Below are 13,269 nucleotides of genomic sequence, written 5' to 3'. Positions count from 1 at the left end.
AAAACAGACGTGGGAGCGAGGGAAGGCATGCGTACGCTGACAAAAACAATCCTGCCCGGCTGGCGTTGGCTGGCCGGGTGGCTGACATTCGTCCACCTGTTCGGCCGCAGCAGGACACGGGCGCGGGCCTGGGCCCCATGGACAGGGCAGGGGACGCTGGCGATGCTGGCGTTGGCGGCTTGCCAGATGTTGCTGCCGTCCACCGCATCGGCGTCGCCTTGTACGGTCTCGTTTTCGACCAACGCCAATACGCAGAAGCCCTACATTTTCACCGGCGCCGACACCAGCAATTGCGACCCCTTCCTGATCGGCATTGCCTATGATTCCGCTGGCGATGCCAACAGCTCGTCGGGCCCGGTGTCCTACACGGCCACCTCGCAGGGCGGCACGATCGCCATCTACAACGGCTCGGTGCCGCCATCGGGCGACCCGAACACCAACGGTTTCGTCTACAACCCCCCGACGAATTTTTCCGGCACCGACACCGCCACGTTCTACACCAGCAACGACGGGGTCACCTGGATACCCAACGGCACGGTGTCCATCACCGTGATCAGCTCCACGCCGACGGTCACCAGTCTTTCTCCTGCTTCGGGGGGCACCAGCGGTGGCACCACCGTCAGCGTCACGGGCACGAACTTCGCGGGCACAACGGCGGTCAAGTTCGGCGGCACTAACGCCACGGGGTTTACAGTCAATAGTGCAACGTCGATCACGGCGACGTCGCCAGCCGGGACGGCCGGCACGGTGAATGTCACGGTCACAACAACCGGCGGCACCAGTGCAACCAGCGCCGCCAACCAGTTCACCTACATCGCTGCACCCGTGGCCAATGCGAGCAGCGCTACCGTGGCGCACGGCAGCAGTAGCAACCCCATCACCCTGAACATCACCGGCGGAGCGCCCACCAGCGTGGCGGTTTCAACGGCGGCCAGCCATGGCACGGCCAATGCCAGCGGTACGTCGATCACCTATACGCCCAATGCGGCGTATTCGGGCACCGACACGTTTGCGTACACCGCGACCAACGCGGGCGGTACGTCGTCACCCGCCACGGTGACGGTCACGGTCTCCAGCGCGACCGTGAGCTATACGCCGTCGTCACCGACAGCGGGCACAGTTGGGGTCGCGTATAGCCAGTCGATTGCCTCTGCCAGCGGCGGTACCGCACCTTATACCTACGCGCTGGCCTCGGGTTCGCTGCCTGCGGGCCTGACCTTGAGCAGCAGTGGCACGCTCAGCGGCACCCCCACGGCTGCTGGCACCTTCAACTTCACGATCACGGCCACGGACAGCAGTACCGGCACCGGCCCGTTCTCTGCAACCAGCGGCGCACTCAGCCTCACCGTCGGCGCGCCCACCATCACCGTATCGCCCAGCACGCTGACGGGCGCAACGGTCGGCACATCCTCGTCGCAGTCGGTGAGCGCCAGCGGGGGCACCGCAACCTACACCTATGCGATCACGGCGGGTTCGCTGCCTGCAGGCATGAGCCTGTCGTCGAGCGGCGTGCTGTCGGGCACCCCCACCGCTGGGGGCTCGTTCAACTTCACCATCACCGCCACGGATAGCAGTACCGGTACGGGGCCCTTCACCGGCAGCCGCGCTTACACGCTCACGGTCAACGCACCGACGCCGTCGCTCACGCCAGCGTCGGGTAGCCTCAGCGCAACCACCAGCGTTGCCTACAGCCAGTCGTTCGTGGCTTCCGGCGGCACTGCGCCATACACGTATGCGTTGTCGGTCAACTCCGGCACCCTGCCCACCGGCCTGTCGTTCAATACCGGCACCGGTGTGCTGTCCGGCACGCCGACCACATCGGGCACGGTCAACTTCACGGTTACCGGCACGGACAGCAGTACGGGCACCGGCCCCTATACGGCTTCGGGCACCTATACGCTGACCACCTCGGCGCCCACGATTACGGTGTCGCCCAGCACGCTGTCCGGCGCCACGGTGGGCGTGGCCACCAGCCAGAGTGTGACGGCCAGCGGGGGCACCGCACCCTATACGTACACGCTCATCAGCGGTGCGCTGCCGGCAGGGCTGACGCTCTCCAGTACGGGCACGCTGTCTGGCACGCCCACGGCTGCCGGCACGTTCAACTTCACGGTGCGCGGCACCGATGCCAACACCTATAGCGGCACCCGTGCTTACAGCCTTACCGTTGCCGCACCCACTGTCACACTGAGCCCGGCAACACTCACCAGTGCCACCGTCGGCACCGCAACCAGCCAGAGCGTAACGGCCAGCGGCGGGACTGCGCCGTACACGTATGCGGTGACCAGCGGCGCACTGCCGGCGGGCCTGTCGCTCAGCAGTTCGGGCACGCTGTCCGGCACACCGACCGCCGGCGGCAGCTTCAACTTCACGGTGACAGCCACCGACAGCAGCACCGGCACCGGCCCCTTTACCGGCAGCCGGGCCTACACGCTGAGCGTGGGCACCCCCACGCTGACGATCACGCCGTCATCCACGTCCGGGCTGACCGGCGTGGCCGGCACCAGTTACAACCAGAGCTTCACCGCCAGCGGCGGCAGCAGCCCCTACACCTATGCGCTGACGGTCAATTCCGGCACGATGCCCACCGGCCTGTCATTCAACACGGGCACCCATACGCTCTCCGGCACGCCCACCACGGCCGGCGCCGTCAGCTTTAGTGTCACGGCCACCGACAGCAGCTCAGGCTCCGGCCCCTATGCCGTGTCGGGCACCTACACGCTGACGGTCAGCGCACCCACGTTGACGGTGGCCCCGTCAACGTTGCCTAACCCGGCCATCGGCACGGCCTACAGCCAGACGCTGACGGCCAGCAATGGCACGGCGCCGTACACCTTCGCAATCACCAGCGGTGCGCTGCCGGCAGGGCTGTCGCTATCGAGCGCAGGCATGTTGTCCGGCACGCCCACGGCAGGCGGCAGTTTCAGCTTTACCGTGACGGCCACCGACGCCAACAGCTTTACTGCCAGCCGCGCGTACACCGTCACCATTGGTGCGGCAACCATCGCACTCAACCCGGCAACCGTGCCGGGCGCCACGCTTGCCACGGCCTATAGCCAGACGTTGACTGCCAGCGGCGGCATCGCACCGTACACGTACGCCGTCGCCTCCGGCACGCTGCCAACGGGGCTGAGCCTCAACGCCACCACCGGTGTGCTGAGCGGCACGCCCACCGCCCTGGGCAGCAGCACCTTTACCGTGCGGGCCACCGACAGCAGCACAGGCACCGGTGCACCGTACAGCGGTACGCGCAGCTACACGCTCGTGGTCGGCCAGACGATCGGCACGGCATCGGCCATCACCGCCACCACCACGTCCACCGCACCCGTCACGCTGCACCCCACCGCCAATGCGACGGGCGGGCCGTTCTCATCGGTGGTGATCGTCAGCCCGCCGGCCAGCGGCACGGCTGTGGTCAACGGCCTGGACATCGTCTACACCCCCACGCCCACCACGTCGGGCAGCATCACCTTCACCTTTGCGCTGGTCAACACGGCGGGCACCTCCGCGCCAATCCAGGCGACGGTGACCGTCAACGCCGTGCCGATTGCCGTGACGCAGAAGACTGCCAGCACGACGGCGGGCAAGCTCGTCAACGTAGACCTGACGGACGGTGCAACCGGCGGCCCGTTCACGGGTGCGGCGATCGTCTCGGTCGTCCCGTCCAATGCCGGCACGGCGACAGTCGCGCAGCAGAACCCGCAGGCGACGGCAGGAATCAAGTCGATTGCGGCGGCGGCGCCGGTCTATCTGCTCGGCTTCACGCCCACCAGCACCTTCAGCGGCACGGCCACGATCACGTACACGCTCAGCAACGCGATTGCTACGTCGACGCCGGCCACGATCCAGGTCAGCGTGTCGCCGCGCAAGGATCCGTCCACCGATCCGGACGTCAGTGGCCTGATCAACGCGCAGATCCAGGCCGCGCAGCGCTTTGCGACCACGCAAATCAGCAACTACCACCAGCGCCTCGAAGCGCTGCACGGCACAGGCCACGCACCGTCAGGCAACGGCATTACGGTGGCGCTACCCAGCGCGCGCGGTGACGCCCAGGCCCGCTGCCAGGACGTGTTCGGCATTGCCGCGCACGAAGCCTGCCTGCGCGGCGACAGCACCGTCGGCAGACCGTTGGCACGCGGCAAGCGCATCACCGACGCCAAGGGCACCAAGGACGGGGTAGGCGCCGCCGACGCCGGCCCAGACCTGCCCGGTGCCGATGCCGGCCCAGGTAACGCGGATGTGCCCAACCTGGCGTTCTGGAGCGCGGGCACGCTCGACTTCGGCTTTGCCAACGCCGGCACGCAGCGCTCCGGCTTCCGCTTCACCACGGGCGGCATCACCGCGGGGGCGGACTACCGCGTATCGGACAAGCTCTCCGTCGGCGCCGGCTTCGGCTACGGGCGTGATTCGACTGACATCGGCAGCGCCGGCACCAAGAGCACTGGCGATGCGTACAGCGTGGCGTTGTACGGCAGCTTCCGCCCGCAACCCACACTGTTCATCGACGGTGTGGCGGGCTTCGGCACGCTGAGCTTCGACTCGCGCCGCTGGGTGACGGACGCGAGCGACTTCGCTACCGGCAAGCGCAACGGCAAGCAGGTCTTCGCGTCGGTCTCCGCCGGCTACGAGCACCGCGACAACGTCTGGCTGATCTCGCCATACGGGCGCCTGTCGGTCTCGGAGTCGACGCTGGATCAGTTCTCGGAAACCGGTGCAGGCACCAACGCGCTGACGTACTTCCAGCAGACCGTGACGACACTGTCCGGCACGCTAGGCCTGCGCACCGAACACGCGCAGAAGACCCGCTGGGGCACCTTCCTGCCGTATGCGCGCGTGGAGTACCAGCACGATTTCAATGGCCAGAGCAATGCCGGCCTGGCCTATGCGGACATGGCCTCGTTCGGCCCCGCCTATACCGTGAGCGGCAGCCCGTATGGCCGCGATCGTATGCAGGTAGGGCTGGGCACCAAGTTCCGTACCGGGCCGCTCACGTTCGGCTTGGACTACAGCGTGATGGTGGGGATGGGTGGTTTGCAGCAGGGCGTGCGGCTGACGTTTGCTGCGCCGTTCTGAGTCGTCAATAAACGCCCGCCGCCGAGGCAGTTGCTTGGCGGCGGGCTGTCCCACTCATGGCAATCGCGCGTTACCCGAACGCTCCGTCCTCACGGTAGGCCGATTCGGTCGCGGGCCGGTCATGGCGATCCTCGGGATGCAGTGCTTGCAGCAGCAAGCGCCCGGTATCGGTCAACTGCGCGCGTCGCCGATGGCCTTCTGCGGCGCGCTCGAGCATGACCAACTGCCGCTCCAGCAGCGTTTCCAATTCAGCGCGATTCATGTCCACCTGCTCTGGTGACTGACTGACCAGCATCAGCGTGGCGAATTCGTGTGCACTCAGCATCTTTGTCTCCCAGCAACAGACCCTAGCGGCACGGTGCCAAATGCGGGCGCACGCGCGCCCGCTTCTGAAGCCAAACAATGGCGTGTGAGCAGTTCAGCCCGCCTGGACTTCAATACGGCGGGGCTTGGCTTCGTCGCGACGCGGAATCGTCAGCTTGAGCACGCCGTCGCGCAGTTGGGCATCGATGCGCGAGGCATCAAAGTCGGGGCTCAGCACGAACGTGCGCGAGAAATGTGGGTGCCGAACTTCGCCATGCTGCAGACGCAGCCCGGCCGGTGTGGGCACCAGAAGTTCCGCATCCACAGTGAGCGTGCCGTCCTGCACCCGAACATCGAGCTTCTCACGCGGCACGCCCGGCAGGTCGGCATAGAGCGTGATGCCGTGGCGGTTCTCGAAGATGTCGACCGGGGGTGCCAAGTGGGTCTGACGTGCAGCGCCTTGCTCGGCCGGCTGCTTCGCAACAGCGGTCTTGTCGGCTGGGGCGGATGTGGCGAGTCGGGTGGTCTCGTTCATGATGTCCTCCATCGTTCATGGGTAAGGCGACGCTCACCCTTGGACAGTGATTTGACGTGGCTTTGAGGCCTCCGACTTGCCCACGCTGATGGTCAGGCAGCCGTTGCTGTACCGCGCGTTGACTTTCTCGGGGTCGACGTCCTGTGGCAGCTCAATCACCCGGCGGAATGCGCCAACAAACCGCTCGTCAGCGTACACACGCGTGTCGTCGGTGACCTCGAAATCGGGGCGTTTGCGCTCACCGCTGATGGTCAGCAGCCCCTTATCGATGGAGACATCGATCTGCGCGGGGTCGAGCCCCGGGGCGAATGCGACGATCTCGACGGAATCATCGGTGCTGCCGATGTTGACGGGAGGAAACGTGCCGATGCGCGTGGCGCGCAGGCTTGCTGGTGTACCCGCAAAGAGACTGGCCATCTGCCGGTGCAGGCGGTCGAATTCGCCCAGCAGATCGGTGCCAAAAAACAGATCGCTCATGGCTGGCTCCTAAAAGGGGCCCGCACGGAGGCTGAACCGAACTACGCGCTCCAGTTCATCCGTCCGTGGCGAGCCACTGACAAACAAATCGAAACACGCAGCGCGTGAACCGCGACTGCATTGACGAAACCTAAAATAGGGAGGCAAACGGAAATTTCAAGAGTCTCTTGGAGACCTTGTTTTGAGGCTTCATCGATGTTTCCGACGCGCGGTACGAACAGATCGCGGCCGTCCATGCGGCAGAGACGTCACCTGTCGGATCGGGATCATCCCCTGGCGCTTGATGGGTAGCTGTATCGCAGAGGAGAAGCAGTTGGGCCGGCCTATTGCACCAACACCATCCTTACGCATACGGGGCCACGTGGCTCACCGGTATCGGTGAATGCTCTGAGGGTATAGACCTGCACGACCATGCCGGGACGCTCGAAGCTGTCGCCAATCCAGCGGCCGTGCTCGCGATATAGGCTACGTCGGCTGAATCCCATGGATTCCATTGCCCCGGTGAATTGAGCGAAATTGGGCTCGCATGCCGTCAACGGTTCAGCCTGTGTTCCGGGAATCGGATCAAAGCCCAAATCCACACGTGTGCCGATACCCGGAATCACCAGCCTTTGGATGCTGAATGCCCAGTTGCCTGGCAATCGTTGACCATAGCCAAACTCGTCTTGAGCCGTCACTTTGGTCTGTACGCCAAAGATGTGGTCCACGGTGTCTTGCGTGAATGTCGGCCACGCGATGGCTGGTCCGGATCAGCTCCAGCATGGCCTGTAGCGCCTGCGTGGTGCTGAGGCCCATTGGAGCGTGAGATTCGATGCGCGATTGGCTTGCGCGGTCCGGCGTGGCTTCAGCAGGGGGCTGGGCATGCACGCTGCCAACTGGCAGGCATAGGGTCAGTGCGGCCATGACCGTCGTGGGCGTGAAGAATCGGCGGCGGGTGGGGGCGGTTGAATCCACGCGATTTCTGCTCTGTGTCTGCATCATGCTGAATCCTCGTGGCGGTCGATTGTGAGTCGGGCCTATGCCGAAAACATGCACTGCGCATAGGCCAATCCCTTTCAGTACGTTTTGCTCCAGACAAGGAAGATGTCCTTCCTGAAATCGCTGTCCTTGTTGCCGACAGTCTGTTCATCGCGCGTGGGAATGAACATCGCCGTGTAGACGTTGATGGTGCGGCCGTTGACTTCGAGATAGATGTCGGGCGATCCGGCGACGGAGCCGTTGTAGAAGTCCGCCATCTGCGCCTTGGGCACGTTGTGCCAGATCAGTTCGTCTTTGAAGATCCGGCCGATGTCGATGCTCGCCTCATGCGCCACGCCATCCTTGGATTTCCAGCGAACTTTGGCTGGGCCCGGAAAGTTGCGGATAGCAAGTTCCGTCGATCGCCAGGCCTTGTCGCCATCGGCGGGCTTCGGGCGGGCGATTGCGTCGTCGGCATCCCGCACTTGGTAGCGGCCGTTGTACACGACGGTACAACCAATGGTGTCGTAGCAGAGCGCTTCGAAGTTGTGGTGCTTGAAGTGCAGGGGGACTTGTCGAGTCAACGCCGGTGGCTCGATGTTCTGCTGGCCATCGAGCGACGTGGCTGCACCGCATCCGGGCGCAAGAGCCACCGTAATGCCAAGTGCCAGCAACGCTCGAAGCCAGAAGGACGAAATACACACGGAACACCCCCTTGTTTTTGCATCCGCGGCTAGCGAGATCTGGATCGAGTCGGGTCAGCAATCGGCCTTTCAACGCGCAGCACCGGCGCTCTGCGGGTAGCGGCTGTCCGTCAGGCAGGCGTGCAGCCAGGCGGTGTCTTCGGTGCCAAGCTCGACTTCGGCATCCAGCTTGGGCAGTGCCTTGGGCGCCAGGGCTGCGCGGCCCGGGTGAAGATTCCAGCCTGCGATCGCTTTGCGCGCCTCGTTCACGGTGTCCGGGCACGGGCTGCCGCCTTCTGAACCGTCGCCGCATGCCGCCACGGTTTCCAGCCGGCCCTGAACGACGTTGCCCACCAGGCGTGTCTGGTAGTAGCCGCCACTCGCCCAATCATCTTGCAGGGTGCAGACCCGGTCCCGGTTCTGATAGCGGCGTTCGCTGAAGCAGCCGTAGTTGAGTTCCTGACCGCCCGGCAGGAAATCGCATCCTGTCTCGAAACCTGCGAATGCCCCACCCGTGAATTGCGCCAGGAACTTCCGCTGCTGCAGCGCTGTTTCCAGCAAGCGCGGCGTGCCACGGTTGGCCTTGCCGGGCTCGCTCAGGGTCTCGGTGCGCTGACGGATTGCTTTGAGCAGGCTCGCGCGTAGGGCCTTGCCGTTCGGCGCGCCGGCGAAATCCTGCGGATCTGCGAACCTCTTATCCCGCGCTTCGATCCAGCGCTTCTGGCCGCGGACGAGCATCGCGCGCACATCGGCGTCATTGCCGGCCTGCTGCATGACAGCTGCGTAGGCCTTCCCCATCTCAGCGTCGGCGGCCTTGAGCTTCTCATCGGCGCAGATCGTACGTTCGACAGGGTTGCTGGCCTTTTTGCAGTCGATTGCATGCGCAGCGGCGGTGCTGGTGAGCAGGGCGATGCAGGTGGCGTATCTGAGCAGGACGGTCATGTGGTCAGGGTGTGGGACGAAAAAGAGTTGGGCTGTGATGACGATGATTCCTGTCCAAGCGCTACTGCTCGGCCTCATCACGGCGATGGCCGCGCTGTCAATGTCATGTCGAAAATGCCGCCAGGCGGCGTCGTGCGAAAGAGCGTACGGTTGGTGAATCCGACGGCATCCGCGTGGTCGAGCGCGCCTTGATAGTCGGCCACGACGTAGTAGGTGGTGACCGGCTTTCCGGCAAGCAGCTCGCTGCCGCTCATGGCGGTATTGAACTTGACGCCATTGCCCAGGAGCTCAATGCCCAGCGTGTTGATGGTCCAGTGGCAGATGCCGAGGCCGTAGTAGTCCTGGTCTTGCAGGCGGTCTAGGAAGACCGTGCCCCGATACACAGAGGCACTCACGCGCGTGACGTTGAACGCGATGGTCTTCTCGGGAAAGAGCGTGGCGCCTTCCAACGGTGTGAGCGGCAGGCAGCGGCTGTTGCCAACGCGGTAGAGCACCCAGCCACGTGCCGCGCCGTCGAACGGCCCCGGCGGCTGGTGGACTTCCAGCGTGACCTCGTATCCCCGCTTCGGGGTCGGGTTGTCGTGAATGTCGATGCTTCGTGATTGGGCGCACGCCGGCGTGGCCAGACAACAGCCGCCTGCCAGCGCAGCAACGGCAAACGTACGTCGAAGGACGTGCCGGTCTGGAGTGCTCGCGGTGGCGATCAAGGCGACGCGTTTCATCGTGTCACCCCTGTGAGTGGTGATGCGCTTTACGGCGCGCGCGCCACGTGAGATAGGACAGGAACAACCCTGTGCCGGTGACCAGCGGCACGCCGAGTGGTCTTAGCAGGTAAGCCGGCCATAGCCAGCCGTAGTCTGGCGCGGTGGCGTTGAACGACAACGGCGGGCGTGCCCAAAGTTCCACCGTCTCGCCGGTCAGTGCCGGAGCGACATCGGTAATGGTGACGACCACGTCGTTGTGGCCGGGCGTTGCATGGGCCTTCGCAGAATTCGGCGGCCAGCGCCATTCCCCTGGCGCCACTGGCAGGCTCTCGGAGAAGTCCCGGAAGATGACGTTGGTACCGTATCCATTGGCCGGCATGGCTTCCAGCGGAATTGGCGTGCCGCTGTTGACCGATACGGTGCCGGCCACGCGCGCGCCAGGAGTGCTGAAGCGCAACGTGCCCGGTCCGTCTTCCGTCCGGGTCCAGCTGCCGAGGTCAGTATCGCGTGTGTCCCCTGTGTGTCGCGCGAAGTCCAACTCAAAGGACAGGGCATGGCCGTATAGACTCGTCACCGGCAAGTGGGCCGTGCGTCCGGGTGCCAGTACAACCTCGGCCCGCCCGCCCGTGGATGCAACCGAGGCGATGGTGCAATACATGGCCAGCCCCGCAGTGACCACACCCCATGCTACCCACGCCCATTTGAGCCTGGCGATGATGGCGCTTGTTCGTGCGGTGACCATGGCGTTGGACGAAGCTTCGTGCTTGCCGCGAGCGAGCAGGGCGAGGCTTTTCATGGCTGTTGTTGTGCAGCGCGGGGCTATTCCAAGGGCTGGAGGAGCACCTTGGGCAGCTCGTACTGCGTGCCGCTATAGACCAGCCGATGTGTTGCCGTCTCTGACCTGGTCGGCCGCAACTCACACATGCCATTCTTGCCCTTTGCCTCCTGCTGGGAGAGCCGTTTTTCCGTCACCACGATGTCGGCATAGCCGTTGTGCGAAGTCGGTTCCATCGACAGCGTGCGCCGGCCGCCTACCGATGTGGTGGAGCACTGCTCAGCTATCACGGTGGTGTTGGCCTGCACGACCAGGCCGTCTACGACTGGCTTGACTTGATCGCCGTCGAGGGCATAAAGCCACAGGACGTCTTCGGAGAAGGATTTGGGGTCCACCTGACGTCCTCGCATCATCAGCAGGCCCACGGCGGGTTGCCCGGGCGCAAGCGTATAGCGCGTGTTGTCAAAGCGGATCGCGTTGATCGACAGCCCGCTGTTGGTCGTGTTGGTGTTCAGTCGCCACCGTTGCTGCACGTTGAGGGTGCGCTTGTCGAGTACAAGCAGATCAAGCCGGCCCCCGCGTTCCTTGCTTTCCCAGTCCTTCGTGAACGGGATTGCCGCCAGCATGGTGTCGGGCCGGCCGGGCCAGGTGCGGCAGATCACGTGGGCGACCTCGCCATTCATGTCGCTTTCAGGCGTCACGATATTCAAGTCATCAATGACGAAGTTGTCGCCACTGGGCTTCGCGTGGGGGTAGGCCTTGCGCACGATAGCGGCGGCGCGTTTGCCGCACGTGTCGCTGTTGGCATGCGCGGCCTGTGCGCCCAGCAACAAGGTAGCCAGCAGGAACAAGCTGTGCGCAACGCGCAGTTTGGCGGTCATGGCGACTCCGAGTCGGGTGTTGGCAGGCGCATGCGCTTGATGTGCGCTGAATGTGCGTTTAGCGCACGCTGATCGAATAGTCCTGCCCGTACACCGAGCGCAGTTCACCCGCCTTGGCCTGCAGCTTGAGCGGGCGGTACGTGGCGTTGGACAGAATGCGTGTGGCGCGTGGGTAGAAACCTGGGTCGGACGCCAGCCCCTGTATGTGCGCCATATCGGCCGGGATGCGCGTGAGCGTGTAGCGTGTCAGGTCGCACTGGATCTGGCCGCCTACAATTTCGCAGGCCTGCTTGTTGTAGTCGGCGTTGGGCGGCGTCGGGTACAGGCCGTCGATCACGATGGCTTCGCCCGGCGCGACGCTGAACGAAGCAAATTCGCGCTTGAGCTTGGTCGAGACCGCCAGCCCATCAACGGACTTTTCCCGGGTGACGGTCTTCCATCCGGCGGGCTCGGTCATTTCCGAGACCGTGCGCTTTTCCGTTGCCCAGAACGCGCAGCCACCACCGTAGACATAGATCGATGAGCAGTATGTGTTCTCGACCTGGCGGTCCCGGTACTGGGCGTTGAACCATTCTTGCGACTGAATGAAGTCCGAGTTCTTCTTAGGCAGCAAGGCGATCTGCCCCAGCGGGGAACTGCCTGGCTTCTGACTGGTGCCAAGCTGCGACATCGCCTCGGACGTTGTCTCGTAGGTGTTGCCGGCTACGGTGTACGTGCCCGGATTGACGATGTAGACAAAGTACTGGGCGTTGCCTGCCACAAAGGTCGACACATAGCCGTGCAGGCCCACTTCGTTAAAGGGTTCATCTGGCCCCACGCGTATCACGTCAACGGCGTTGTTCTTGTTTTGCCAGATGGTGGTCGCCGTGACATCGGTACGGAACGCCCATTTTTTCTGGGTGACGCCCTCTTCGACGGTGTACTTCTTGTCGAGGTTGATGGCGGGTACCACGACGAGCGCCTTGCCGGCAACGATGGCGCGGTTGATCAGCCAGTCGATGCCGGTGTGCCAGCTTTCCTGCTTGCGCTGGTTTGAGAGTGCGGGCGGCTCTTTCGATTCGCTCAGTGGTGCCGCCACCATGGCCACGACGAGCGAACAGATTTCCTTGCGCAGCGTTTGATCGTCCATCTCCTGCTTCGGGTTCAGCCGCGCGACAACGGAGACAACACCCAGCGCTTCCTCCAGCATGAAGCGTATCGGGAAGGAGCGCTTTTCCCCTTGCTCTGGGAGCGGCTGGACAATCGTGACGCTGGTCAGCGTCCCGTGTTGTTCGTTCGACTGCACGCTCAACTTGGCCGTTGTGGCTGCTTGCGTCAGCCGGGAGGCTGCGTCAGCCGGTTTCACCGCCTTGATGGGTACCCAGGTGGTGTAGTGGCGACCTGTGACGCCGTCCAGCGCGGGCCGGAAGTTATAGGTGCAGGTGGCAAGAGTGGGTGCCGTCAGAAAGGCATCGTTCGATGGGGCTGGCGCCGTAGCTGCCACGCTCGTGCTTGCTGCGTTGCGGCTCATGTCGACGCGGCTGAGCATGCCGCACATACCGCCCCGGATGGCCTCTGGTGCCGCGTTCATCCCCGGGGGCAACGTTGTCGCCACGGAAATGGTCTTCGTGTTTTGATTCGCCGTCAGCGTAATGGCGAAGCCACGGGCGCGGTCACTCTGCTTTTGCTGGATTGTCAGCTCGCCGGCTGAGCCGGTGTAGCTTTCGTCGCCGATCAGGAAGCCGTCACCCGCAGCAATTTGCTTGAGTTGGGCGATGGCGTTGCGTGCGTCCAGGCCCGGCACCGCAGAGAAGGTTGAGAAGCGTGCGCCGGAGCCGGTGTCGGGTTCACTCTTGAAATTGGCCTCGCAGCCAGCCGCAGCCGCGGCGTGGTGCCAGCCGAGACTCAGCATCAGCCCAATGAAGGCCAGGCGCAGGCGTGCGGAAATCATGATGCAGCT

The 13,269-nt window shown here is 64.2% G+C and carries 11 protein-coding genes; 1 reads left to right on the top strand and 10 read right to left on the bottom strand.

The features are described 5' to 3' along the window. The first annotated feature begins 27 nt into the window (after nucleotides 1-27). Nucleotides 28-5,073, top strand: coding sequence for a putative Ig domain-containing protein (locus ACN9M1_RS20610; protein ID WP_426400417.1), 5,046 nt, complete (start codon nucleotides 28-30; stop codon nucleotides 5,071-5,073). Nucleotides 5,074-5,143: 70 nt separating this feature from the next. Here ACN9M1_RS20610 and ACN9M1_RS20605 read toward each other — a convergent pair whose 3' ends face one another. The 10 genes from ACN9M1_RS20605 to ACN9M1_RS20560 form a co-directional block, all read right to left on the bottom strand. Next, nucleotides 5,144-5,398 (bottom strand): hypothetical protein, encoded by a 255-nt coding sequence (locus ACN9M1_RS20605; RefSeq protein ID WP_426400415.1) that lies wholly within the window; start codon nucleotides 5,396-5,398, stop codon nucleotides 5,144-5,146. 93 nt (nucleotides 5,399-5,491) lie between these two features. Further along, nucleotides 5,492-5,911: an Hsp20/alpha crystallin family protein gene (locus tag ACN9M1_RS20600; RefSeq protein WP_426400414.1), complete on the bottom strand. Its 420-nt coding sequence runs from the start codon at nucleotides 5,909-5,911 to the stop codon at nucleotides 5,492-5,494. A gap of 33 nt (nucleotides 5,912-5,944) precedes the next feature. Then, nucleotides 5,945-6,388 carry an Hsp20/alpha crystallin family protein gene (locus ACN9M1_RS20595; protein WP_426400413.1) on the bottom strand — a complete coding sequence of 148 codons (444 nt, stop codon included), beginning with the start codon at nucleotides 6,386-6,388 and terminating at the stop codon, nucleotides 5,945-5,947. Nucleotides 6,389-6,711: 323 nt separating this feature from the next. Next, nucleotides 6,712-7,095, bottom strand: coding sequence for a hypothetical protein (locus ACN9M1_RS20590; protein ID WP_426400412.1), 384 nt, complete (start codon nucleotides 7,093-7,095; stop codon nucleotides 6,712-6,714). Nucleotides 7,096-7,443: 348 nt separating this feature from the next. Beyond that, entirely contained in the window at nucleotides 7,444-8,049 is a 606-nt protein-coding gene (locus tag ACN9M1_RS20585; protein WP_426400410.1) for a hypothetical protein, read from the bottom strand. 69 nt (nucleotides 8,050-8,118) lie between these two features. Beyond that, entirely contained in the window at nucleotides 8,119-8,970 is an 852-nt protein-coding gene (locus tag ACN9M1_RS20580; RefSeq protein WP_426400409.1) for a lysozyme inhibitor LprI family protein, read from the bottom strand. Between the two features lie 77 nt (nucleotides 8,971-9,047). After that, nucleotides 9,048-9,692, bottom strand: a complete 645-nt coding sequence (locus ACN9M1_RS20575) for a hypothetical protein (protein WP_426400408.1) — start codon at nucleotides 9,690-9,692, stop codon at nucleotides 9,048-9,050. Nucleotides 9,693-9,696: 4 nt separating this feature from the next. After that, complete coding sequence (locus tag ACN9M1_RS20570; protein ID WP_426400407.1) at nucleotides 9,697-10,470, bottom strand: hypothetical protein; 774 nt, start codon at nucleotides 10,468-10,470, stop codon at nucleotides 9,697-9,699. Between the two features lie 23 nt (nucleotides 10,471-10,493). Continuing rightward, nucleotides 10,494-11,330, bottom strand: a complete 837-nt coding sequence (locus tag ACN9M1_RS20565; RefSeq protein ID WP_426400405.1) for a hypothetical protein — start codon at nucleotides 11,328-11,330, stop codon at nucleotides 10,494-10,496. Between the two features lie 58 nt (nucleotides 11,331-11,388). Next, the gene (locus tag ACN9M1_RS20560) at nucleotides 11,389-13,260 is read right to left on the bottom strand and encodes a hypothetical protein (protein WP_426400404.1); all 1,872 of its coding nucleotides are present in this window, start codon (nucleotides 13,258-13,260) and stop codon (nucleotides 11,389-11,391) included. Nucleotides 13,261-13,269: the final 9 nt, after the last annotated feature.

The sequence above is a fragment of the Ralstonia sp. R-29 genome (assembly GCF_049913345.1).
Classification (GTDB): domain Bacteria; phylum Pseudomonadota; class Gammaproteobacteria; order Burkholderiales; family Burkholderiaceae; genus Ralstonia.
The sequence above is the reverse complement of the archived record's forward strand: the minus strand, read 5'-3'. Positions and strand labels throughout refer to the sequence as shown.